General features: G+C 70.5%; 19 protein-coding genes. 2 read left to right on the top strand and 17 right to left on the bottom strand.

Going from position 1 to position 21,784, the window contains the following annotated elements; all coding sequences use genetic code 11:
* Positions 1-167 precede the first annotated feature (167 nt).
* Both ABZ070_RS00620 and ABZ070_RS00615 read right to left on the bottom strand, forming a co-directional pair.
* The gene (locus ABZ070_RS00620) at positions 168-2,366 is read right to left on the bottom strand and encodes a trypsin-like serine protease (protein WP_356628334.1); all 2,199 of its coding nucleotides are present in this window, start codon (positions 2,364-2,366) and stop codon (positions 168-170) included.
* Positions 2,367-2,428: 62 nt separating this feature from the next.
* Complete coding sequence (locus tag ABZ070_RS00615) at positions 2,429-2,944, bottom strand: hypothetical protein (RefSeq protein ID WP_356628332.1); 516 nt, start codon at positions 2,942-2,944, stop codon at positions 2,429-2,431.
* A gap of 302 nt (positions 2,945-3,246) precedes the next feature.
* On the opposite strand from ABZ070_RS00615, the gene ABZ070_RS00610 reads away from it, so the two are divergent.
* Both ABZ070_RS00610 and ABZ070_RS00605 read left to right on the top strand, forming a co-directional pair.
* Positions 3,247-6,609 (top strand): ALF repeat-containing protein, encoded by a 3,363-nt coding sequence (locus ABZ070_RS00610; protein ID WP_356628330.1) that lies wholly within the window; start codon positions 3,247-3,249, stop codon positions 6,607-6,609.
* 8 nt (positions 6,610-6,617) lie between these two features.
* Positions 6,618-6,989: a hypothetical protein gene (locus ABZ070_RS00605; RefSeq protein ID WP_356628328.1), complete on the top strand. Its 372-nt coding sequence runs from the start codon at positions 6,618-6,620 to the stop codon at positions 6,987-6,989.
* Positions 6,990-7,213: 224 nt separating this feature from the next.
* Here ABZ070_RS00605 and ABZ070_RS00600 read toward each other — a convergent pair whose 3' ends face one another.
* The 15 genes from ABZ070_RS00600 to ABZ070_RS00530 all read right to left on the bottom strand — a co-directional run bounded on the left by ABZ070_RS00600 (position 7,214) and on the right by ABZ070_RS00530 (position 21,764).
* Positions 7,214-7,858: a dihydrofolate reductase family protein gene (locus ABZ070_RS00600; RefSeq protein ID WP_356628326.1), complete on the bottom strand. Its 645-nt coding sequence runs from the start codon at positions 7,856-7,858 to the stop codon at positions 7,214-7,216.
* Positions 7,859-8,039: 181 nt separating this feature from the next.
* Positions 8,040-8,786 carry a hypothetical protein gene (locus ABZ070_RS00595; protein WP_356628324.1) on the bottom strand — a complete coding sequence of 249 codons (747 nt, stop codon included), beginning with the start codon at positions 8,784-8,786 and terminating at the stop codon, positions 8,040-8,042.
* Positions 8,787-8,807: 21 nt separating this feature from the next.
* Complete coding sequence (locus tag ABZ070_RS00590) at positions 8,808-9,335, bottom strand: hypothetical protein (RefSeq protein WP_356628322.1); 528 nt, start codon at positions 9,333-9,335, stop codon at positions 8,808-8,810.
* Between the two features lie 34 nt (positions 9,336-9,369).
* Entirely contained in the window at positions 9,370-9,975 is a 606-nt protein-coding gene (locus ABZ070_RS00585; protein ID WP_356628320.1) for a hypothetical protein, read from the bottom strand.
* A gap of 1 nt (position 9,976) precedes the next feature.
* On the bottom strand, positions 9,977-10,465 hold the full coding sequence (locus ABZ070_RS00580; RefSeq protein WP_356628318.1) for a hypothetical protein: 489 nt from the start codon (positions 10,463-10,465) through the stop codon (positions 9,977-9,979).
* Positions 10,462-11,742: an MlaD family protein gene (locus ABZ070_RS00575; protein WP_356628317.1), complete on the bottom strand. Its 1,281-nt coding sequence runs from the start codon at positions 11,740-11,742 to the stop codon at positions 10,462-10,464. Before ABZ070_RS00575 ends, ABZ070_RS00580 begins: the two co-directional genes overlap by 4 nt.
* Positions 11,742-12,794, bottom strand: coding sequence for an MCE family protein (locus ABZ070_RS00570; protein ID WP_356628354.1), 1,053 nt, complete (start codon positions 12,792-12,794; stop codon positions 11,742-11,744). Before ABZ070_RS00570 ends, ABZ070_RS00575 begins: the two co-directional genes overlap by 1 nt.
* A 140-nt stretch (positions 12,795-12,934) precedes the next feature.
* Entirely contained in the window at positions 12,935-14,041 is a 1,107-nt protein-coding gene (locus tag ABZ070_RS00565) for an MlaD family protein (protein ID WP_356628315.1), read from the bottom strand.
* Positions 14,038-15,081 (bottom strand): MCE family protein, encoded by a 1,044-nt coding sequence (locus ABZ070_RS00560; protein WP_356628313.1) that lies wholly within the window; start codon positions 15,079-15,081, stop codon positions 14,038-14,040. The genes ABZ070_RS00565 and ABZ070_RS00560 overlap by 4 nt, the downstream gene beginning before the upstream one ends.
* The gene (locus ABZ070_RS00555) at positions 15,078-16,109 is read right to left on the bottom strand and encodes an MCE family protein (RefSeq protein ID WP_356628311.1); all 1,032 of its coding nucleotides are present in this window, start codon (positions 16,107-16,109) and stop codon (positions 15,078-15,080) included. The genes ABZ070_RS00560 and ABZ070_RS00555 overlap by 4 nt, the downstream gene beginning before the upstream one ends.
* Positions 16,106-17,344 (bottom strand): MCE family protein, encoded by a 1,239-nt coding sequence (locus tag ABZ070_RS00550; protein ID WP_356628309.1) that lies wholly within the window; start codon positions 17,342-17,344, stop codon positions 16,106-16,108. Before ABZ070_RS00550 ends, ABZ070_RS00555 begins: the two co-directional genes overlap by 4 nt.
* Entirely contained in the window at positions 17,341-18,144 is an 804-nt protein-coding gene (locus tag ABZ070_RS00545) for an ABC transporter permease (RefSeq protein ID WP_356628307.1), read from the bottom strand. Before ABZ070_RS00545 ends, ABZ070_RS00550 begins: the two co-directional genes overlap by 4 nt.
* A gap of 3 nt (positions 18,145-18,147) precedes the next feature.
* Positions 18,148-18,993 (bottom strand): ABC transporter permease, encoded by an 846-nt coding sequence (locus ABZ070_RS00540; protein WP_356628305.1) that lies wholly within the window; start codon positions 18,991-18,993, stop codon positions 18,148-18,150.
* On the bottom strand, positions 18,990-19,964 hold the full coding sequence (locus ABZ070_RS00535; protein ID WP_356628303.1) for an ATP-binding cassette domain-containing protein: 975 nt from the start codon (positions 19,962-19,964) through the stop codon (positions 18,990-18,992). Before ABZ070_RS00535 ends, ABZ070_RS00540 begins: the two co-directional genes overlap by 4 nt.
* Before the next feature lie 270 nt (positions 19,965-20,234).
* Complete coding sequence (locus tag ABZ070_RS00530; protein ID WP_356628301.1) at positions 20,235-21,764, bottom strand: DUF6801 domain-containing protein; 1,530 nt, start codon at positions 21,762-21,764, stop codon at positions 20,235-20,237.
* Positions 21,765-21,784: the final 20 nt, after the last annotated feature.

Here is a 21,784-nt window from a genome sequence, read left to right as displayed (position 1 = left end):
GGGCCAACGTGTTTGGGGGGGGGAGCGGGGGCCGCGCCCCCCCGCGCACCGGGGCGGGGGGGCCCCCCCCCCCCGCAACTGCCGTGACGGCCGCCGCCGCTCTGGTGCCGTCGCGTCGTCGACCGACGGCCCCGGAGGCAAGGGGCGGTCACACGCCCGCGTGTCGGCTAGCGGACCGCGTAGCCGAAGCGCGCGCCGACCGACGGCAGGCCGCCGGATCCGGGCTGATAGGTGGTCACGGCCGTCTTCGTTCCGCCGCTCACGTTGGCCCAGGGCAGCGCGTGCACGGCGCCCAGGGACGGGCCGTACGGCATGCCGATGTACAGGTGGGTGCCGGTGAAGTGGATGCTCCGGCCCACGTACTGGTTGGCGGCGGGGGTGCCGGGCAGGCCCGCGGCACTGCCCGCCTCGATCCAGACCTCGGAGTCACCGGCCGTGCCGAGCAGCGGGAACGTCTCGACCGCGCCTGCCTTGGTGGCCGTACCGACGGCCTCACCGGGCACGCCGACCGCGACCCGCAGGTTGGCGGCGGAACTCACCGCACGCGGGGCGGTGTTGATCGCCGTCACCTTCTCGCCGAACCGGTCGTCGACCTCGGCGGTGCCCGACACGGTGTCGTCGCTGGTGCCCTGCCAGAGGGCGTCCTCCTCGGTGAACGCGCCCGCGCCCGTCACCTTGAAGGTCACGACGCGGCCCGCCTGGGTCCGCTCGGCGCCGCCGGTCTCCACGGCAAGCCCCTCGCCGGGCGAACCGACGACCAGGAACGAGTCCGTGGCGGACGCGGCACCCGACGGGCGGTACTCGACCAAGGCGAGAGAGGCGCCGAACGCGTCGCCCGCCTCGGAGGTGCCGGAGACGGTGGCCAGGTCCTGGTCCAGACCGGCCAGCGGCTTGGGGTGGCCGTCGGCGTGCAGCGTGTGGGAGAACAGCGCCACGCCGCCGGTGCCGGCGACGGTACCGATCTTCTCGTTGGGCGCACCGATGGCGATGTGGTGCGCGTCGGCCGCGATCGACGTGCCGTAGCCGTCATTGGCCTCCGCGGTGCCGGGGACGTCGGTCTTGTCCTGGTGGACCGCGATGTTGGTGGTGCCGCGCAGGTAGAAGGCGCTGCCTGCCTTCGTGACGGTGCCGAGCGCCTCGCCGGGGACGCCGATCACCAGGTACGGCTCGCCCGCGGCGGTCTGGCCCGCGGCCACGGCGTGGCCCATGCGGTCGCCCGCCTCGGAGGCGGACGCGGCGATGCCGCCCGCGCCGGCGCCCTGCTCGAGGTGGGTGGCCTTATGGGTGCCCGTGCCGAGGCCGCCGGCCGCGCCGTAGAGCACGTCGGCGAAGCCTGCGTCTGCGGCGGTGCCGACGTCCTCGGCGGGGGTGCCGACGACGAGGTCGGTGTAGCCGTCCTCGTTGTAGTCGACGGTGTCGAGGCTCTCGCCGAACCCGTCGTCCGTCTCGGCTCCGCCGGCCACCCAGTCGAGGTCCTGGTTGATCTCGGCGGTGCCCTTGCCGCCGCCGTACACGATGCGCACGACACCGGCGCCCGTGGTGGTGCCCACGGTGGCCTTGGGGTCGCTGATGGCGACGTCCGCGATGCCGTCGCCGTTGAAGTCTGTGACGCGGGTGGCGCCGGTGGTGGAGTTCACCCACGAAGCCAGGTCGTCGACGCGGGCGATGACGCCGCCAGTGCTGGTCTGGGCGGCGTCGGTGCCGTAGCAACCGCCCTGGTACGACTGGCTGCTGAGGCCCACGAGGGCGGTGCCTCGGATCACCGGGCCGCCGGCGTCGCCGGAGCAGGCGGCCGCGCCGTCCTTGCCCGTGACGACGGCGCCGGTGGTGGCGGCGGAGTTCACCGTGTAGGTGCCGGTGTGCAGCGTGAGCGGGGCCCACTCGGTCTTGGTGCGGCCGTACCCGGCGAACTTCAGCTCCTCGCCCGCGGCGGGCGCCGAGGTGGCGAGCGAGATCGGGGCGACGTTGGTGACGGGGCGGTTCAGGCGGGCCAGCACCACGTCGCGGTCCGTGCGCGGGACGAGCTGGACGACCCGGCGTTCGGCGCCCTGAGTGCCGGTCAGGTCGGCGCGGCCGATGATCGCGGTGGTCTTGACCTTCGGGGCACCGGCGGGCACGGCGAGGCTCACGGCCGGGTCCTCGGCGAAGCAACTGGCCGCCGTGAGCAGCCACTCCCTGTCGACCAGGGCGGCGGAGCAGCCGCGGTCGTGCGGTCCGACGGTGAGCTGCGCGGTGTAGGCGTAGGTGGTGTCGCTTGAGGGGGCGCCGCCGGTGACCGCTGATGCGGGCGCGGTCCACAGAGCGAGCGGGCCCGCGGTCAAGGCCGCGCCGAGCGCGGCGAGGCGGAGGCGTCTGGTGTGATGCATGACCGTAATGTCCTTCGGTTCCTTGCTGAGAGGTCTACGCATGAACAGGTGCTCGGCGGCCGCTACTTGGCGGTCCTGATCTCCACGAGCATGTGCTCGCGGCCCTGCTCGTCCGCGCTCTCGCCGACCGCGGTGTAGGAGTTCTTGTCGACGTCGAAGGACTTCTCCTCGGTGCCGACGGTCATGTCGACCTCGGCCGTCTGGTCGACGCTGCCCTTGATGCCGTAGACGGAGGGGATCTCCAGGGTCAGCCAGCCGCTGTTGCCGGTGACCTTGAAGCAGATCCTGTCCTGGCTGCGGGCCCAGACCTCCATGAGGCCGGTCTCGCTCGCGCAGTCGGCCAGGACGATGCGCCCGTCGCCGCGCTTCAGGACGATGTTCTTCTCCGCCAGGATCTTGTCGGCGTTCGGGTAGGCGTAGTTCTCCACCGCGTAGTCGGGCGCCGCGTCGGCGACGGCCTCGGCGGACGCGCCCTGCACGGAGGTTTCCGGCTGACCTCCCGTCACCGCGGCCCATGCCAGGGCACCCGCGGCGGCCGCGGTGCCCAGAATGCGCATCACTGCGCTACGTGACTTCATCACTGTCCCATTTGTCGGTAGCAAAAGGACACCGCCCCCGCCGGTGCAATTCCCCAATAGAAGTTGTGACTTCACGTCACGTCCAATTCCGAAATCAGGCGCAAGTGGGGTAACTGGCCTGCGTCGACTGTGATGTACGTCATACGAGGAAATGGTTGTAGGGACTTGGATTAAGAATCCACATCTGATGCATCAGCAAGTGATAAAGCTCATTCCGCAGGTGGTCAGCGCCTGCTTGCCAGGGCTAGGGTCACGTGGCGCATTTCCGTTCGGGGGACCCGAATCCGATTCGAAGGACCGTCTTGGACACCATCTTCTGGAGCCGGCGGCGCGTGCTCGCCACGCTGGCCGCCGGCACGGCCGTCGCTGCCACGTCGAGCCTCGTCCTGAATCCCGCCGCCGCCCGCGCGGCCGAGACCCCGGCCGAGGACACGGGTCTGCCCGACACCGATCGCGGCAAGGCGGTCTGGGCGTACAAGACCGGCGGCAAGGCGGTCCGCGAGGGTGCACTGCGCGCGCTCACCGGCACCCCGGCAGCCCTGACCGCCTTCCTCACGCAGGAACTGCCGGTTTTCAAGGCGGAGGACAACCGTTTCGCCGTCATCTCCTCCTTGCAGTACGCGGGCCGGGCCGTGCGCGCATCGGCCAACACAGCGCTCGGCGGCGGCGACGCCGCGATCGCCGCCTACATGGCCGGCGGCTATGAGACGGACTACCACGAGGACCTGCGCCAAGCGGTCTTCACCGTCCTCAACAACAGCGGCTCCGCCGTGAAGCGCGAGGCGAACAAGGCGCTGACCGCGGACACCAAGGACTCGCTCAGAACCTTCCTGACCCGCGGCCGGATCACCGCGCAGGACGAGGACGACCGCGTGGCCGTCTTCAGCATCCTGGGCAAGGCGACGCCGCAGCTGAAGATCTACGCCGAGCGCGCCCTGAACGACGGCTCGCCCGACGCGATCCGCCGCTTCCTGACGTCGGGCCAGTACATCGCCCGCGCCCGTGACGAAGAGGCCGCGACCATCGACCAGTTGGTCGCGATCGTGCAGCGCGAGGGCAAGCTCGCGGGTCTGCAGACGGAGCGGGCCGTCGCCGCGTCCGAGAAGGCCAAGGACGCCGCCGAGAAGGCCAAGGCCGCCGCACTGAAGGCGGCGGACGAGGCCCGCGCCGCCCAGAACGACGTGGCCAAGTCGGCGAAGGCCGCGAACGCCGCCGCGTCCGCCGCACAGGGTGCGGCCTCCGCCGCCAACCGTGCGATCGCCGCATCCCGTACCGCCCAGAACGCCTCGGCCCGTGCGGCCTCGGCCGCCCAGGCCGCCGCTGCCGCCGCCGCTTCGGCCGGCAACGCCGCGGCGCGTGCTTACAGCGCCGCGATCGCCGCGTCAAAGGACCGCAACAAGGCCGAGGCCGCCAACCTGGCCGCGCAGGGCGCGTCGGCTGCCGCCGCAAAGGCGCGCGCCGCGGCCGCCGCCGCCGACAAGGCCTCGATCGCCTCCCGCAGCGCCGCCGCCGCGGGCAACGCCGCGGCCTCCGCCGCAACGAACGCCGCCGCCGCCGCGAACGCCTCCGCCGACGCCGCCGCTTCGGCCGGCGCCGCCCAGTCGCAGGCCGCTGCCGCCAAGGCTGCCGCCGCCGAAGCCGACGCCGCGGCCGCCCGTGCCACCAAGGCCGCGAACACCGCCCAGACCCTGGCCAACCGCGCCGCCGATGCCGCCGCCGTCGCCCGCGACGCCGCCTACAGCGCCGCCGACCACGCGGAGGCGGCCGCGGCCGCCGCCGCGGACGCATATGCGCATGCCGGTGAGGCCATCGAGTACGCCACGCGCTCCACCGAGTACGCCAACGCCGCCACCGCCGCCGCCACCAAGGCGAACGACGCGGTCAAGGAGGCCGCGGAGGTGGAGGAGGCGGCCCGTGACGCGGAGACCGCGCGGCTGGCCGAGGAGGTCGAACTCGGCACGGTCATGGCTCGTATCAAGGCCAAGGAGGAGACCGACGAGGCCGTACGCGCCGACCGTGAGCGCACCGAGGTCGACCGGACCGCGACGGTGATCAAGGACCTCATCGCCTCCGCCGAGTCGGCTCTGCGGGCCGGTGACACGGCGAAGGCCGTCACGGACGGCCGCAGCGCCGCCTCCAAGCTCCTCACCGCGACGGGTACGTGGACGCGCGAGGCCGCCGAGTTCGCCCTCGCGGGCACCGACGAGGACGTCCTCAACTGGGTCGACGCCGACCGCGTCCTCGCCCAGCGCACCGACGACCGCGAGACGGTCCTCGGCGTCGCCTCGATGTCCACGGCGGACGTCGCCACCGCCGCCCACGAGGCACTCAAGAGCACCGACGCGGACGCGCCGACCACGTTCCTGTCCAGTGGCGCCGTCGCGGCGGGGGTCGAGGAGTACCGGGTCAGGATTTTCAGGCTTCTCGACGAGAACCCGGGCAGCGCCGTCAGGAGCAAGGCGGACGCGGCGCTCGCGGCCGGCACCGCGACGGCGATGCACCGCTTCCTGGCCCTCGAGCTCGCCGAGGCGGTCAAGGAGGACGACAACGTAGAGATCCTGCGCCTGCTCAACACCGGCGGCCCGTACATGAAGGCGGCCGCGCAGATCGCCCTCGAGGGCTCGGCCAAGATGCGACGCGGCTTCGTGACCAGCGGCCAGCACTACGCGGCCCGCCTCGACCACGACCACGCCACCCATGTGGCAGCGGTCCGCGCCGCCATAGCCCAGGCGTCGAAGGTGGCGTTCAAGGCCCTTGAGGATGCCGCGTACGCGCAGAAGGCCGCGGCCGAGGCCCGCGAGGCGGCCGAAGACGCGAGCGACTGGGCGACCAGGGCCAACGGCTACAAGCTGGACGCAGAGGCCGCCGCGGACGAGGCGAAGCAGAACGCCGATGCCGCCGACGCCTCCGCCACCAAGGCTGCACAGTCCGCCGCCACCGCGAAGAACGCCGCGAAGGTGGCCCGGGTCGCCGCTGTCACGGCCAACTACTCGATGCAGCAGGCCCTTTCGTCGGCGAAGGCCGCCGTGAACTCCGCCTACGAGGCGCAGGTCGCGGCCACCAAGGCGCGGGCCGACGCCATCGCGGCGGGCAAGAGCCACGCCGAGGCCGCGGCCGCCGCCAGCGCCGCCAAGAAGGCCGTCGCCGAGAAGCGCAAGGCCGAGGCCGAGGCGAAGGCGCAGACGATCGCCATGGAGGCGGTGGCCTACGAGACCGAGGGCAAGAACCCGGCCTACGACGAGCAGGAGGACGGCAACACCGAGTACTGGGGCATGTGGCCCCACGACATCACCAGTGCCAGGGACTGGAACGCCACCTTCGGCAACTGGTCCACGGTCACCGGTGTCGCCTCCGCCGGACTCGCCGTCGCCTCGTTCTGGTGCCCGCCGCTCCTCGCCGTCGCCGGCACCGTCGGCCTGGTCTCCTGGGGCCTTGGCGGCGCGGCCTGGGCGATGGCCTGGGCGGGCTGGGGCTGGGGCAGCCCCAAGTTCATGGAGGACCTCGGCGGGGTCCTGCTCGGCGGCATCTTCTTCGGAAAGGGCAAGATCCTGGAGAACTTCGGCTACCTCGACGAGGTGGGCGGCAAGATCTCCGAGGTCGCGGGTGCCGTGGCAGGCGCCGCCGGCGACGTGGCGGACACCCTCGGCGACATATTCGACTGGTAGGAACGCCCATGCTCACCGAACACTTCACGCTCACCCACTGGTGGATCGCCGCGATCGTCTCGGGCGTCGCCCTTGCGGCGGCAGTCGGCTCCCTGGCCTCGAAGACCAGAGGCAAGCTGATCGCGGCAGCGACCGTCCTGCTCGCCACAGGGATCTACACGGCCCTGCGCGGATCCGGCGACGGGGCGCGCCAAGCGCTGCAGCTGTTCATCCTGGGCACCCTGCCCCTGGCGATCCTCAGGCTCGCCTTCGCCGGGTGGCTGCGCCGGCAGAGGGCGCTGAAGCAGGCGGGACAGCCGATGGAGGAGCTGACCGGCAGGCAGATCGCGATCTTCTTCGCGGCCTTCGTCGCCGTCGTGATCTGCATCGTCATCATCTGACGTAGGCAGTGCAGCGCCGCCGCACCGGCGGCGGCGCTGCAGCACGACGGAGCTCGGCGTCGAAGACCCTTGCGCTCGGACGGCCGAGCGGCGGCCCGACCACCCGAGAACGAGCGGGAGTTGGGCGCAGATCCCAAGGAGGTGCTGTCGGCGCGTGCGGCGCGCAGTTCGAGTACGGCTTCAGCGCCAAAGAGGCCCAGGCGTGCGCCGGCCCTGAGGGCAGGTCACTTTCGCCAGAGAAGGTGGTGCGTGACACCGCTGGGGCTGGGTACGACCTCCAGGTGGAATCGGTCGAGCAGCTCGTCGGGCGACTCCCACAGGCGTAGTCCGGACCCGAGTTTCACCGGCGATACCGCCACGTGCAGGGTGTCGACCAGGTCGGCGTCGAGGAACTCCCGGATGGTGCTGACCCCGCCGCCGAGTCTGATGTCCTTGCCCTGTGCTGCCTCCCGCGCCTTTTCGAGGACTGCGGCCGGATCGCCGCCGACGAAGTGGAAGGTGGTGTCGCCGAGCGTGAAGGAAGGACGCTCGTGGTGGGTCAGGACGAACACCGGGGTGCGGAAGGGAGGCTCGTTTCCCCACCAGCCGCGCCACTCGTGGTCGTGCCAGGGTCCGCGCTGGGGCCCGAACTTGTTGCGGCCCATGATCTCCGCACCGATGTTGCGTGCATAGTCCCGCGTGAAGTAGTCGTCGAGGCCCCGGCTCCCGCCGGGATCGGTGCGCATCGGCCAGCTCGCCGTGGCGCCTGCCCAGGCGAACAGCCGCTCGGGATCGACGTGGCCGAACGGACTCTCGAAGGTCTGGTTCTCACCGGCACCGATTCCGTCACTCGAGACATTGAAATTCTGGACTCTCAACAGCTGAGCCACGTGTTCCTCCCGTGTTGTCGGACAACGGTGGTGGGACTGCCGGGGCCGCAAGAACTCATCGCTGCGTCCGTGACCTGGTGGCGACGCTACAACGGCTCGTCTTCGCCCGCTGCTCCGTCCCTGGGTCGCTCTTCCCGATCCGGGCGCCGCATCCGTTTCCGCATCCGTTTCCGGACCCGTCTCATGAGCCGTTCCCGAAGGTGTCGATGCCGGTGATGCGCCAGGTGCCGTCCCGGTGCACGGCGTCGACGGCGAGCATGGCGGCGGCGTACGTCGTCTCTTCCTTGGTGGCGGTACGCGTGTTGCTCTGGTCGGCGTACACCAGGACGCGCGCACGATCACCGTCGATCAGTTCCACCCCTGTGCCGGTGACCGTGGTCGTGAGCACGAGCTTCTGCTTCGGGCCCTCCTTCCGCACGGCGGCGAGCATCTCGTCGTGCTGCTGGACGGCATTGCCGGTCAGATGTTCCTGCACCGACTGGTCGAGGGCTGCCGCATCGGCGAAGTTGTAGGAGAAGACCGACTCGACGGCCTCGGTGATCTGCCCCTTGACCTCGCTCGTGCGGGCGATGTCGGTGAGTGCGGTGTTGCGTGCGGAGGGCTGGTCGCGCAGGTCCGCGGCGCGATCCGCGGCGAAGGCGGCGAAGCCGCCGAGCAGGACTGTCAGCACGGCGAGTACCGCCAGAACGGGCTTGAGCCGGGCCCGCCGGGAGGTGGCGGCTTCACCGGTCACGGACCCTCGTGCGGCGTCCTTGCCCGGGGCACGGGCCGCAGCCCGCCGGCCGTTGGGATGCCTGCCGGAGCGGGCCGGCCCTGGGGTCGAAAGGCGCTCCTTGGCCGCCCCGTCGCCGGTGGCGGGCGCGCTCGTGCGGGACGCGGTGGTCGCCAGCCGCCGCTGCCGGTTGATGAGGTGACGGGTCGTCGACATGTCCGGACGTCCTCTCGCTGGTTACTCTGCCGCGGTGTTGCCGACGGGCGCCTGGCCGAGGGCGCTGAGCTTCCAGCCCTCCGGCGTACGGGTCAGTTCGCCGAGCATCCGGCTCTCCTTCCGGGCCGGTTCGCCCTTCGGCGCGGTCACCGTGATCCGCAGGGCGACCATGACGCTCGCCTTTCCGGCCCGGTCGTCGAGTTCCGTGACGGCCGCAGAGAGGACCTTCGCGCTGGTGACCGTCTTCGCCTCCTGGATCTGGCGCTCGAACTCCTTTCGGCCGTCGCGAAGCTGGGTTCGCAGATCACCGGTGGTCGAGTCCTCCCAGGTGTCGAGGCCCCTCTTGAGGTCGCGGTGATCGAGCGTGTTCATGTTCTGCACCGCCTGCCGGCCGTCCGCCAGCGCCTCGTCACGCGTCTGCGCGAAGGCCGCGGAGTCGTCGTGCTCCGCCGCGTACCAGGACCACCCTCCCCATCCCGCGAAGCCGGCCGCCGCCACGGTCAGTGCGAGACCCGCCGCGAGCAGCGGGTTCCTCGTCGTGCGTGCCATGTGCCCCTCTTCCTCCCCCTGTCGGCTGCACAGGTCAGCGGGATGCGATGTCGACGATCCGCCAGCGTCCGTCGGCCAGTTCCGCCGTGACGGACAGCTGTGCGGGGGCGGTGGCGGGTGCTTTGCCCTGCCGTTCGGAGACCTGGTCGAGGAAGACCAGCAGCTGTGCGCTGCTGCCGGTCAGCCGGATGACACCGGCGCGCACGACATGGGTGGTGAGCGTCAGTTTCTGTTCCGCCGCGCGCTTCTCGACCTGGCCGAAGAGGTCCGCGTACTGGCGGGCCGCCTTCCCGGCGAGCAGTTCCCGCGCCGCGGCGCGGGTGGCGTCGGTGTCGTCCGGGGTGTACGAGAAGATCTTCGTCAGCGCCCCGCTGACGTCGCCGGTGACCCGTGCGGTGCCCTCGGTGTCGGTGAGGGCCCGGTTGCCGGCAGCGGGGACCCCGGTCAGCTGCTCTGCCCGCAGCAGCATCAGAGCTCCGCCGAGCACCAGAGCGAGCAGCACGGCCCCGAGCGCCGGCATCCGCCATCGAGGGCCGGTGCGTGGGCGGCGGTCGGCCGCCGCGGGTTCGGCCTCGGTGCCGGTGGTACGGGGCTCGGGCTCGGTGCCGGCGTCCGGCCGCTGTCCTTCCTCGACGCGCATGTCACACTCCTCCGACCGGTACGGCCGCCAGGGACTGGACCTTCCAGCCGTCGGAGGTGCGGGCAAGCGCGGCCTCGAGGCGCTTCCGTTCGGTCTGCGGCGCATCGCCGCCGGGGCGTCCCGTCTCGACCTCGACGGTGGCGATCAGTTCGGCCGTGCCGGCCCGGTCGTCCAGCGCTGTCAGCGCCGCGTCGGTGATCTCCGACCGCGCCGTCGGTCCTGTCGTGGTGCTCTGGCGCTTCAGGTCCGCGCGCAGCGGGCCGGTGGAGGCGTCCAGCCAGCGCCGCAGGCCGGCCTCCGGCTGCTGCGCGTCGAAGCTGGTGAGGCTCGCGATGTGCCGCTTGCCGTCGGCGAGTGCCGTGTCGCGGGAGCCGGCGTACGCCAACGACTCGTCGGCCTCGGCCTGCGCGAAGCTCCAGCCGCCGAACCCGCAGAACAGCACTGCCAGCACGACGGCCGTCCACAGGGCGATCATCCGGGTCCCGGTCATGGTGAGACCTCCAGTCCCAGCAGTCCGCGCATGCCGGGCGGAGCGGAGCCGGTCACGGCCGGCAGCCCGAGCGCTCCGGGGAGCGTGGACGCCGAGCCGTCACCGGATCCCGTGCCGGTGCCGGAAGCGCCGGGGAGCGTGCCGGGCCGTACCGGGTCGGGCACAGGGCCGCCCGACGGCGCGTTCGCGCTGCCCCGCACGTTCTTGCCGCTGCTCGGCGGCGAGGTGCAGCGGACGGTGGTGCCGGCCGCGGGGGCGGGTGCGATGTCGAGGCCGTTGCGGTAGACGGTGGAGCCGTATCCGTCGGTGCAGGGCAGCGGTTCGAAGAAGGTGACGGACATTCCGAATCTCGCTCCCTTGTCCGTGACGGCAGTGGACCCGGCGGCGGCGACGGCGGGCAGCTTCACCAGCAGCTCCTCGATGCCGTTCTGCCGGGTGACGGCGACCTCCGCGGTGGTGAGGAGGTTGGCCACGACAACGCCGAAGGCCGGGTCGAGGTCGCGGAGCAGCCCGCTGATCTGCCCGGCCGCGTCGGGTGCGGCGGCGAGGAGGGTGCGCAGGTCGGTGTCGGAACCCTTCAGTTGGGCGGCCAGTTCCTTCGCTCCGCCGGCGAAGTCCTTGAGCGCCTGGCCGTGTTCGATCTGGGTGCGCAGTACGGTCTCCCCGTCGATCATCAGACGGGTGTTGACGGGCAGGGCACGATCGGCGGCGAGGACAAATTCGTTGCCGTGGTCCAGCAGCACTTGGAGGTCCTCACCACGGCCGCCCAGCGCCGCGCCGAACTCGTCGACGACCGTCCGCAGGGACTCCGTGTCGACGGAGGAGGCGAGATCGTCGACGCCGGTGAGGACGTCCGTGACGGGGGCGGGCACCCGCGTGGACGCCTGGGCGATGACCGCGCCGTCGCTGAGGTACGGGGCGTCATTGCTCGCCGGCCGCAGGTCGATGTACTGCTCGCCCACGGCGGAGAGGTTCGCCACGACGGCCTCGAGGTCGGCCGGGATCAAAGGGGCGTCGTCCTTGATGCGCAGCTCGGCCTCGACTCCCTCGTCGGTCAGCCGGATGGGTCCGACCCGGCCGACCGACACTCCGCGGTAGGTGACGTTGGAGTGGGGGAACAGACCCCCCGTTTGCGGGAGTTGGACACGCACGGTGTAGTAGTCGCGCATGCCGACCAAGTGGCCGAGGTCGGCGTAGCGCACGCCGACGAATCCGAGGACCAGGACGGCGATGACGAGGAACGCGATGTTCTTGAGGCGTGTGGCGAGCGTGAGCATCAGCTGGTCCCTCCGCCCGGGCCCGTGGTGGGGGTGAGGGCCGGCAGCGGGAGGGGCGCCGTGCCGCCTCTGCTGCCGGAGGCGGCGGCGGGCGCGTCGTCGGGTACGTACTCGGGGATGATCGTCGTGCCGGGTACGGCCGTCATGTCCAGGTAGACGTTGAGGTAGTCGCCCTTCACGCCGCGCAGCACCTCGTCGGTGAACGGATAGGTGAGCAGTACCTGGAGCGAGTCCGGCAGGTCCTGGCCCGAATCGGCGAGCGCCCTGAGGGTCGGTGCGAGCGCTTTCAGACTGGCGATGGTGTCGGTCTTGGACTTGTCGATGGTGTCCACGGCCACCTCGGAGAGGGTGCCCAGGGCGCGCAGCATGGTCAGCAGGGAGCCGCGCTGCTGCTCGAGCACCTTCAGGCCCGGGCTGAGTCCGGTGAGGACGGTGCCGACCTGCTGCTTGCGGGTGGCGAGGGTGGCGGCGAGACGGTTGACGCCGTCGAGGGCGGCGGTGATGTCCTCCTTGTTGTCGTCGAGGCTGGTGACGAGCGTGTCGACCTGCTTCAGCAGGGAGCGGATCTTCGGCTCCCGTCCGCCGAGGGCCTTGTTGAGTTCGGTGGCGATGGTCTTGATCTGGTTGACGCCTCCCCCGTTGAGGAGGAGCGACAGCGCGCCGAAGACCTCTTCGACCTCGGGGTTGCGGTTGGTGCGGCTCATCGGGATGGCCGCACCGTCGGCGAGGACGCCCTGCGCCGTCCGTCCCTTCGCGGGCGGGGTGAGCTGGATGTACTTCTCGCCGAGGAGACTGGACTGCTCGAGGTGGGCGTAGGCGTTGGCGGGCAGTTTCACGTCGCCGTTGACGCGCATGGTGACCTTCGCCGACCAGTCGTCGGGGTCGAGCGTGATCTCGGTGACGCGGCCGACAGCGACGTCGTTCACCTTCACCGACGACTGCGGGGCGAGGCTGAGCACATCGGCGAACTCGGCGGTGATCTCGTAGGGGTGGCTGCCGAGGTCCGCCCCGCCGGGCAGGGGAAGCTGCTCGATGCCGGAGACCTCGGGCATCGAGCAGCCGGCGGCGCTCACGCAGAGTCCGATCGCCAGCACGACGGCGGCGGTGCGGGGGCGGCGACGGCCGGTGGGGACACTGCGGCCGGTGCGGGTGCTGTGGGTGCTGCGGGTGCTGCGGCCGGTGCGGGTGCCTCTCAACGGGACTCCTCCTTCCGCTTCTCGGGGGTGCCGTAGACCGTGCCGACCGGGGGCAGCGGCAGGGACGGCAGGGCTTCCTGCCGTGAGATGTCCACCGGTACGAGTCCGGCCATGGAGCCGGTGTCGGGCGGGATGACGATCGCGGCGCCGTAGCTGAGTTCGTTGATGTCGGCCCGGCCGTTGAGGGTGCGGTGCACCGGGTCGTAGGCGTTCAGCGCGTTGCCGGCCGCGAGGGGGGCGGTGTCCATCGCCTCGGCGAGCGAGGCCCGCTGGTCGACGAGGGTCTGGGTGAGCGGCACGAGAGCGTCGACGTTCTTCTTGAGGCTGCCCCGGTTGTCCCGGATGAACTTCTTGACCTGGGCCAGTGCCGTGCCCAGGTTCTTGAGCGCCGCGCCGAGGTTCTCCTTGTCCTCGGCCAGGAAGCCGGTGACGGTGGCCAGCTGCTTCTCGGCCTTGGCCACGTTCCCGTCGTTCTTCTTCAGCATGGTGGTGAAGGACTGGAGGTAGGACAGGGTGGCGAAGAGATCGCCGCTGCTGCCGTCGAGGGTCTTGGCGGCCTTGCCGAACTGCTCGATGGAGTCGCCGATCGCCTTGCCGTTGCCCTTGAGGTTGTCCGCGCCGGTGTCGAGGAGGCGGGCGAGGGCGCCGTCGGCGCCTGCTCCGTCGGGGCCGAGAGCGGTGCTGATCTCGGTGATCGACTCGTAGAGCTGATCGACCTCGAGCGGCATGGCGTTGTTCCTGGCGGGGAGCACCGCGCCGTCCTCGATGCGGTCCCCGCCGGTGTAGGCGGGGGCGAGCTGGATGTAGCGGTCTGCGACGACGCTCGGTGCCACGACGACCGCGTGAGCGTTCTTGGGGACCTTGACATCCTTGTCGAGCAGCAGGGTGACCCGCACTTGGGAGCCCTCCGGCCGCACGGTGTCGACGGTGCCCACCTTCACTCCGAGGACACGCAGGTCGGAGCCCTCGTAGACGCCTGTCGCACGGTCGAAGTAGGCGGTGATACGAGTGGTGTCCTCCTCGAGGGCCATCACCCCGGACGTGCCGGCGACGGCCATGAGGGCGAGGCCGGCGCCGATGCCGACGATGCGCTTGAGTTTCACGATGCACCGCCGTCGGAGGTGGGCTTGGGGGGCATGCAGCCGGTCCGCGGGGGCGTACCGGCGGGCAGGTAGTGCTTGGGAACGAGACCGCAGACGTAGGTGTCGAACCAACGGCCGTTGCCGAGGGTGTTGCCGACGAGCCGGTAGTACGGTCCGACGAGGGCCAGGGTCTGGTCCAGCTTCGTGCGGTTCTTCAGCAGCACGGTGGTGACTTTGCCGAGTGCGTCGAGTGTGGGCTTCAGCTGTCGTTGGTTGTCCTCGACGACTCCGCTCAGCTGGGTGCCGAGGCTCTTGGTGCCGGTGAGCAGGGCGTGGATGGCGTCGCGCCGTGCCTGGATCTCGCCGAGGAGCAGATTGCCGTCCTCGAGCAGCGTCTCGAAGCTGCTCTTCTTGCCGTCGAGGGTTCTGGTGAGCTGCTTGCTGCCCTTGAGGAGTGCGGCGAGCTGGGTGTCGCGCTCGGACACGGTCTTCGACAGGGCGGAGAGGCCGGTGGCGGCGTTGCGGACGTTCGGAGGGGAGTTCTTGAAGGTGTCGTTGATCGCCTCGAAGCTCTCCGCGAGCCTGTCCGTGTCGATCTTCCCGATGGTCTCGCCGAGCCCGTTGAAGGCCTGGGTGACGTCGAACGGCGAGGTGGTGCGGCTGGTGGGGATGGTCGTGGAGGGGTTCTGGCGCCGGGTGCCGAGCGGGTCGACGGCGAGGAACTTCTCGCCGAGCAGCGTCTTGATGGCGATGGCCGCGGTGCTGGAGTTCCCGATCCAGGCGTCCCGCACCTCGAAGGTGACCCTGACTTTCGCCCCGGCGAGGGCGACGGTGGTGACCTCGCCGACCTTGACCCCGGCGATGCGCACTTCGTCGCCTTCGTCGAGTCCGGCCGCCTCCGTGAAGTCGGCGGTGTAGGTGGTGCCTTTGCCGACGAAGGGCAGCGCGTCGGCCTTGTAGGCGGTGATGCCCAGCAGCGCGAGGATCAGCAGACCGACGATGCCGACGGCGACGGGGTTGCGTTCTCTGACCGGCTTGAACCGGAAGCGGATGCCTCTCATTCCCGGCACCTCGACTCGGTGATGCCGATCCCGGTGGGCGGCGGGCTGCCGTCCGAGGTGGCGACGCCGGCGACCTTGGCCTCGCAGAGGAAGAGGTTGAGCCAGGACCCGTAGGAGGTGAGCCGGGTGATGGCCCGCATCTTGTCGGGGGTCTTCTGAAGGGAGTTCTCGATCTGCGGCGTTCCCTTGTCCAGTTGCTTCGACAGACGCCCGAGTTCCGCGATGTCCGCTTTCAGGGGCGCGCGCCCGTCCTTGAGCAGGTCGGCGGTGACGGTGGTCAGGTCTCCCATGGCCGCGACTGCCTCCCCGAGAGGTCTGCGGTCGCCGGAGAACCCGCTGACCAGTCTCTGAAGGGTGATCACGAGCTCGTCGAAGTTCGCCTCGCGGTCGTTGACGGTCTTGAGGACGGTGTTGAGGTTCTTGACGACCTCGCCGATGACCTTGTCCTTGCCGGCGACGGTGCGGGTGAGCGAGCCGACGTGGCGGATGAGGCTGTCGACGGTCCCGCCCTCTCCTTGCAGCACCTGGACGACGGATGCGGCGAGGTCGTTGATCTCGCCGGGCGACAGCCCTTCGAACAGCGGCTGGAAGCCGTTGAAGAGCTGGGTCAGGTCGAGGGCGGGGGTGGTGCGCTCCAGCGGGATGGTGTCCCCGGCGGCGAAGCGACGGCCGACCGGCCCGGCCCCCTGGTCGAGGTCGATGTAGCGCTGGCCGACCATGTTGAGGTACTTGATGGACGCCGTGACGGAGGCGGGCAGTGCGCGGCCCTTCTGGACGCTGAAGCCGACCTCGGCGACGCGGCGGTCGACGACTTCGACCGACTCGACCTGGCCGACCTTGACCCCGGCGATGCGGACGCTGTCGCCCTCGACGAGCCCGGTGACATCGGTGAAACGTGCCTTGTAGGCAGCGGTGTCGCCGACTCCGGTGTTGGCGATGCTGAACGCGAGCACCGTGGTGGCGAGGACGGTGACCACGATGAACGCGACGGACTTGACGATCGGTCCCGCGAGGCTGCGGCGCTTCATCGGAGTGTCACCTCCGCCCCCCGGTAGACGGGGCCGGTGAGGACGCTGCTCCAGTCGGGCAGTTCGCCGGGCGCCTTCTTCAGTTCGGGCGCCATGAGTTCGTTGACGAGCCGGTTCTCCTGCGGGGAGTTGGGCAGTCCCAGGCTCGCCCCCGCCGCCGCGGCCGCCGCGGGGGCGGGCCTGCCGGTGTAGGGGACGGCGTAGCAGTGGGGTCCGCCGCCGCCGTCGTACCTCGGGGTGTCCTTGCCGGGAACGTACTTGCCGAGGGAGGGCACGGCCGTCACGTCCACGTGGAGTCCCGGTTCGTCGGTGCCTTTGCCGAGGGCCTTGTCCATGGCCGGCACGAACCCGGCGAGGGTGCGCAGCGTGCACGGGAAGGACGACGAGTACTGGGCGAGCAGTTCGAGGGTGGGCCGGCCCGCGGCGGCCAGCCGGATCAGGTTGTTCTTGTTCTTGTGCAGGAAGTCGGTCATGTCCTGTGCCGTCTTGGTCGTCGAGCCGTAGAGCCCGGCGAGTTCCGCCTGCTGGTCGGCGATGGTGCCGCTGGTGGTGGTGAAGTCGGTGAGCGCCGCGAGGATGCCGGGGGCGGCGTCCGCGTAGAGGTGGCTGACCTCGACGAGGTGGGCGATGTCCCGGTTGAGGACGGGCAGTTGCGGGTTCAGCTTCCGCAGGTGCGCGTCGAGGGTCTCGAGAGTCTCGCCGAGCTGGTCGCCGCGGCCTTCGAGGGCCCGGGAGACGGCGGTGAGAGTGGCGGACAGCTTCTCGGGCTTGACGGCGGTGAGCAGCGGAAGGACGTTGTCGAGGACCTGCTCGAGTTCGATGGCGTTGGCGGAGCGGTCCTGGGTGATGGTGTCCCCGGTCCGCAGTGCCCGCGGAGAGGGATTGCGAGCGGGTGGCACGAGCGCGACGAAGCGTTCCCCGAACAGGGTCGTGGGCAGCATCTGCGCGGTGACGTCCGCCGGGATACGGCCCAGCTGGTCACGTTCCACGGCGAGGGTGAGGCGGGCGCCGGTGCCGTCGGCCCGTATGTCGCGGACCTCGCCGACGACGACGCCCCGCAGTTTGACCTCCGCCCCGTGGTGCATCTCGTTGCCGACGGCCCCGGTGAGGACGGTGACGGTGGCGTCGTCGGTGAACTTCTTGTCGTAGACGGCGACCGAGAGCCATATGAGCAGCACCGGCACGAGCAGGAAGGCCACGCCCGCGAGCCGTCTCCTTGCCGTTTGCGCAGTCATCCGGCCACCTTCACCGTCGTGGTCGCGCCCCAGATGGCGAGCGAGAGGAAGAAGTCGGTGACACTGATCAGCACGATGGCGTTGCGCACGGAACGGCCGACGGCGACGCCCACACCGGCCGGGCCGCCGGATGCGTGGAAGCCGTAGTAGCAGTGCGCGAGGATCACCATCACGCTGAAGATCAGCACCTTGAGGATCGAGAGCAGGACGTCGTCCGGGGAGAGGAACAGATTGAAGTAGTGGTCGTAGGTGCCTGCGGACTGGCCGTTGAACAGGACGGTGATCCAGCGGGAGGCGAGGTAGGAGCTGAGCAGTCCGATCGCGTAGAGCGGGACGATAGCGACGACGCCGGCGATGATGCGGGTCGTGACCAGGTACGGCATGGAGCGCACGCCCATCGCCTCGAGGGCGTCCACTTCCTCATTGATGCGCATCGCGCCGAGCTGGGCGGTGAAGCCGGCGCCGACCGTCGCGGAGAGCGCAAGGCCTGCGACCAGGGGCGCGATCTCACGGGTGTTGAAGTACGCGGAGATGAATCCGGTGAAGGCCGACGTGCCGATCTGGTTGAGCGCCGCGTATCCCTGGAGGCCGACGACGGTGCCGGTGAACAGGGTCATGGCGATCATCACGCCGATGGTGCCGCCGACGACCCCGAGGCCGCCGCTGCCGAACGCGACCTCGGCGAGGAGGCGCTGGACCTCGCGCAGATAGCGGAGCAGGGTCCTCGGGATCCACAGCAGGGCGCGGACGTAGAAGGTGAGCTGGTCACCCGAGCGGTCGAGCCGGCCGAGCACGGACATCGCTCAGCCCCCCTTCGGGGGGACGATCTGCAGATAGATCGCCGTGAGGACCATGTTCACGAAGAACAGCAGCATGAAGGTGATGACGACGGACTGGTTGACCGCGTCGCCGACGCCCTTGGGGCCGCCGCGCGGGTTGAGTCCGCGGTAGGCGGCGACGATGCCCGCGATGAAGCCGAAGATCAGGGCTTTGAGCTCGCTGATGTACAGGTCGGGCAGCTGGGCGAGCGCGGAGAAGCTGGCGAGGTACGCGCCGGGTGTGCCGCCCTGCATGATGACGTTGAAGAAGTAGCCGCCCAGGGTGCCGACGACGGAGACCATGCCGTTGAGCAGGACGGCCACGAGCATGGTGGCCAGTACCCGTGGCACGACAAGGCGTTGGACGGGCGAGACGCCCATGACCTCCATCGCGTCGAGTTCCTCGCGGATCTTGCGGGAGCCGAGGTCGGCGCAGATCGCGGAGCCGCCGGCGCCCGCGATCAGCAGCGCGACGATCAGTGGGCTGGCCTGCTGGATGACGGCGAGGACGCTGGCCCCGCCGGTGAAGGACTGGGCTCCGAGCTGCTGGGTCAGCGAACCGACCTGGAGGGCGATGACCGCGCCGAACGGTATGGACACCAGGGCGGCGGGGAGGATGGTGACGCTCGCCACGAACCAGAACTGTTCGATGAATTCGCGCAGTTGGAAGGGGCGGCGGAAGATCGCCCGCGTGACGGTGGCGGCGAGCGCGAACAGCTTCCCGGTCTCACGCAGCGGGGCGAGCGCCTTCGAGGGGGGTCTCGGCGCCGGCGCGTCGGTGGGCTCGCCCTCGGGCGGCGCGGAGGGCGGCTCCGGAAGCCGGGCGGTCACGTCGTCACTCCGCCGTAGCTCTTCATGATGGCCGTACGGGCGGGGTCAGGCAGTTGGGCCATCATGCCGAGGACCCGCTCCCTGCGGCGCAGCGCGGCCTGTCGGACGGGCATGCCGGGTGAGGGTTCCAGCTGCGGGACGACGGTCCGCGGTCCGCCGGCGTATGTTCCGCTGCCGCTGCGCCGCTCCCTCGCGAGGGTGGCCTCGTCCTTCTCCTCCGACATGCCGATGGGGCCTTCGCGGCGCCCGCCGAGGAACTGGGCGACGACCGGCTCCTCGCTGGTCAGCAGGACCTCGCGGGGCCCGAAGGTGACCAGGCTGCGCCGGAAGAGCATGCCCATGTTGTCGGGGACGGTGGCCGCGATGTCGAGGTTGTGCGTGACGATGAGCATGGTGGCGTCGATCTGCGCGTTGAGATCGATGAGGAGCTGGGAGAGATAGGCGGTGCGGACCGGGTCGAGACCGGAGTCGGGCTCGTCGCAGAGGATGATCTGCGGGTCGAGGACGAGGGCGCGGGCGAGGCCGGCGCGTTTGCGCATGCCGCCGGATATCTCTCCGGGGAGTTTCCCCTCCGCGCCGAGGAGTCCGACCATGTCCATGCGCTCCATGACGATGCGCCGGATCTCCGACTCCTTCTTGCGGGTGTGTTCGCGCAGCGGGAACGCGATGTTGTCGAAGAGCGTCATCGATCCGAAGAGCGCGCCGTCCTGGAACATCAGGCCGAAGAGTTTGCGTGTCTCGTAGATGTCGCGTTCCGGGCTGTTCACCATGTCGACGCCGTTGATGAGGACACGGCCGCGCTCGGGCTTCAGCAGCCCGATGATCGATTTCAGGAACACGGTCTTTCCGGTGCCGGAGGGGCCGAGCATGACGCTGACCTCTCCGGCCGGGAGGGTGAGTGTGACGTCCTGCCAGATGTTCTGCCTGCCGAAGGACTTGGTGAGACCTTCGACGACTACCTCGATTCCCATCTCACCTCCCGGTTCGGTTGTCCGTGGGCAGCGGGCTGCGCACGAGGTGTCGACAGTGGTGGAAGTGCACCGGGCGCCCGCACGTTACGTTCGGGTAGGCGGCCGGGGCAATGGCTGTGACCAGCGCATTCAGGCCGAACTGAAGGCCTTGTCACACGATGACAACGCGGCGCGGACACCTTGTCCTCCAGTGCGTATGCGGGCCGGCGGTGTGATGGACCGGGGGGTACCTCGCGGCCCCGGGGGCGGGGTGGGGGCGGGGCCGCGAGGTCACCGGGAGGGTGGCCCGGGGGGCTCCTGTCCGGGGAGCGGCGGGATCCTTGGCGGACAGTCGTTGTTCGGTGTGTTCGGGATGCAGAGCACCCCCTGGTTCATGGCGACGAGGTTGCCCGGACCGGAGAGGGAGGCGCTGAACAACTGGTCCAGGTCCTCGCCGCCGGTGCCGCATCCGGAGAACTCAGGGATCGTCACGGTCCCTCGCATCGGCCCGCCTTTGAAGACGTTCTCGTAGTCCGGGAACTTGCCGTGCAGGACCACGCGGAAGGGCCGTGCCGTGCGGCAGTCGGGGCCCACGTCCAAGGGCGTGCCGTTGACCTTGACGTCGTAGACGCGCAACGACTGGTAGAAGCCGGCGGTGGCGAAGTTGACCCTGTTGGGCGGCGACCCGATGGTCCCGGTGGAGATCGTGACCGGTCCGTTGGTGAACTCCACCCGCGCCGACACGGGCTGGAATCCGAAGCCGAGGAAGGTGGACCGGGCGTCCGGCAGGGGCAGTTCGCCGTAGGAGTCGGCGCGGAAGTAGAAGCCGCCGGGCCGGTTGCCCGGCCGCGAGACCGACCGCGCAACGGCCAGCACATTGATCAGCCGCGGCTCTTTCGTCGGGTCGTTCACGATCATCGCGCCGCCGAGCTTCTCGACATTGGCGAGGCCGACGGCGTACGCGCAGCCCAGCCGCCCGGGCAGGTTGGTGACCCGGGGCGCCTCTCCGGGCGGGGGCTGCGGCACGAAGCTCTCGTCGATCCGGCCGGCCGGCGGGTCCTTCGGGCACGGGTTCTCCGGCGCGGAAGGGGAGGGCGAGGGGCCGACGGCGACGCCCTCCCGCTCTTCGGGTTCCGCGTCGGTGGGGGACGCGGACGGCTCCGGGGTCCCGGACGGCTGTTCCGGGGGTGTCTCGTCCGGCACGGGTACGGAGGCGAGCCGGCGGTCCTGAGCGGCGACCGGTACGCAGTCGACAGCGGGCAGCGCCATCGGCTCCGCTCCGTCACTCGTCTCCGGCGTCTTCGGCGTCTTCGGCCGAAGTTCCAGGCTGATGCGGCCCGCAGTGAAGGTGACGTCCCCGGGCGCGGTCACCGTCACCGAGGGGACAGGGCCTCGGTGTTCGAGGACCAGGTCGCCGGAGTCGGGCACCGCGGCGGCCGGTGCGAGAAGTCCGCTCCATTTCGCCTCCGCCGCACGGCCGTTCTGTGCGACGCCTGTGGTCAGCTCGGCCGTGCCCTCGACGGCGGTGGCGCCCTCGGGCAGTGCGCCTTCGAGTGCCACGGCCGGGATCGACACTCTCACGGTCGGCTCACCCGGCTGGATCGGCACGTTCACGCCACCGGCGTCCGGATAGGTGCCGGTGATGTCGGCGGTCACGGCCTGCCTGCCCGACGGAAATGTACACAGGTACGCCAGGCTGATATCGGCATCGCGCGCCTGCGCCGCCTGCCCGGGGCCGACGAGAAATCCAGCCACGAGGCCGGCGGCGCCGAACACGACAAGACGGGAAAGACGAAGGGGTCGTTTGCCGACAACCGTCATGATGCCCCCATGGACTGCTC

The organism is Streptomyces sp. NPDC006283, from assembly GCF_040613325.1.
Classification (GTDB): domain Bacteria; phylum Actinomycetota; class Actinomycetes; order Streptomycetales; family Streptomycetaceae; genus Streptomyces.
Note: the sequence above shows the minus strand (reverse complement) of the source record. Positions and strands in the feature narration are given on the sequence as shown.

Bases quoted from the DNA above. Each gene is read 5' to 3' on its own strand.
- ABZ070_RS00560 (WP_356628313.1), bottom strand. From the start codon at position 15,081: ATGAGAGGCATCCGCTTCCGGTTCAAGCCGGTCAGAGAACGCAACCCC.
- ABZ070_RS00620 (WP_356628334.1), bottom strand. From the start codon at position 2,366: ATGCATCACACCAGACGCCTCCGCCTCGCCGCGCTCGGCGCGGCCTTG.
- ABZ070_RS00585 (WP_356628320.1), bottom strand. From the start codon at position 9,975: ATGCGCGTCGAGGAAGGACAGCGGCCGGACGCCGGCACCGAGCCCGAG.
- ABZ070_RS00530 (WP_356628301.1), bottom strand. From the start codon at position 21,764: ATGACGGTTGTCGGCAAACGACCCCTTCGTCTTTCCCGTCTTGTCGTG.
- ABZ070_RS00545 (WP_356628307.1), bottom strand. From the start codon at position 18,144: ATGTCCGTGCTCGGCCGGCTCGACCGCTCGGGTGACCAGCTCACCTTC.
- ABZ070_RS00580 (WP_356628318.1), bottom strand. From the start codon at position 10,465: ATGACCGGGACCCGGATGATCGCCCTGTGGACGGCCGTCGTGCTGGCA.
- ABZ070_RS00575 (WP_356628317.1), bottom strand. From the start codon at position 11,742: ATGCTCACGCTCGCCACACGCCTCAAGAACATCGCGTTCCTCGTCATC.
- ABZ070_RS00590 (WP_356628322.1), bottom strand. From the start codon at position 9,335: ATGGCACGCACGACGAGGAACCCGCTGCTCGCGGCGGGTCTCGCACTG.
- ABZ070_RS00570 (WP_356628354.1), bottom strand. From the start codon at position 12,794: ATGCCCGAGGTCTCCGGCATCGAGCAGCTTCCCCTGCCCGGCGGGGCG.
- ABZ070_RS00615 (WP_356628332.1), bottom strand. From the start codon at position 2,944: ATGAAGTCACGTAGCGCAGTGATGCGCATTCTGGGCACCGCGGCCGCC.
- ABZ070_RS00555 (WP_356628311.1), bottom strand. From the start codon at position 16,109: ATGAAGCGCCGCAGCCTCGCGGGACCGATCGTCAAGTCCGTCGCGTTC.
- ABZ070_RS00550 (WP_356628309.1), bottom strand. From the start codon at position 17,344: ATGACTGCGCAAACGGCAAGGAGACGGCTCGCGGGCGTGGCCTTCCTG.
- ABZ070_RS00595 (WP_356628324.1), bottom strand. From the start codon at position 8,786: ATGTCGACGACCCGTCACCTCATCAACCGGCAGCGGCGGCTGGCGACC.
- ABZ070_RS00605 (WP_356628328.1), top strand. From the start codon at position 6,618: ATGCTCACCGAACACTTCACGCTCACCCACTGGTGGATCGCCGCGATC.
- ABZ070_RS00535 (WP_356628303.1), bottom strand. From the start codon at position 19,964: ATGGGAATCGAGGTAGTCGTCGAAGGTCTCACCAAGTCCTTCGGCAGG.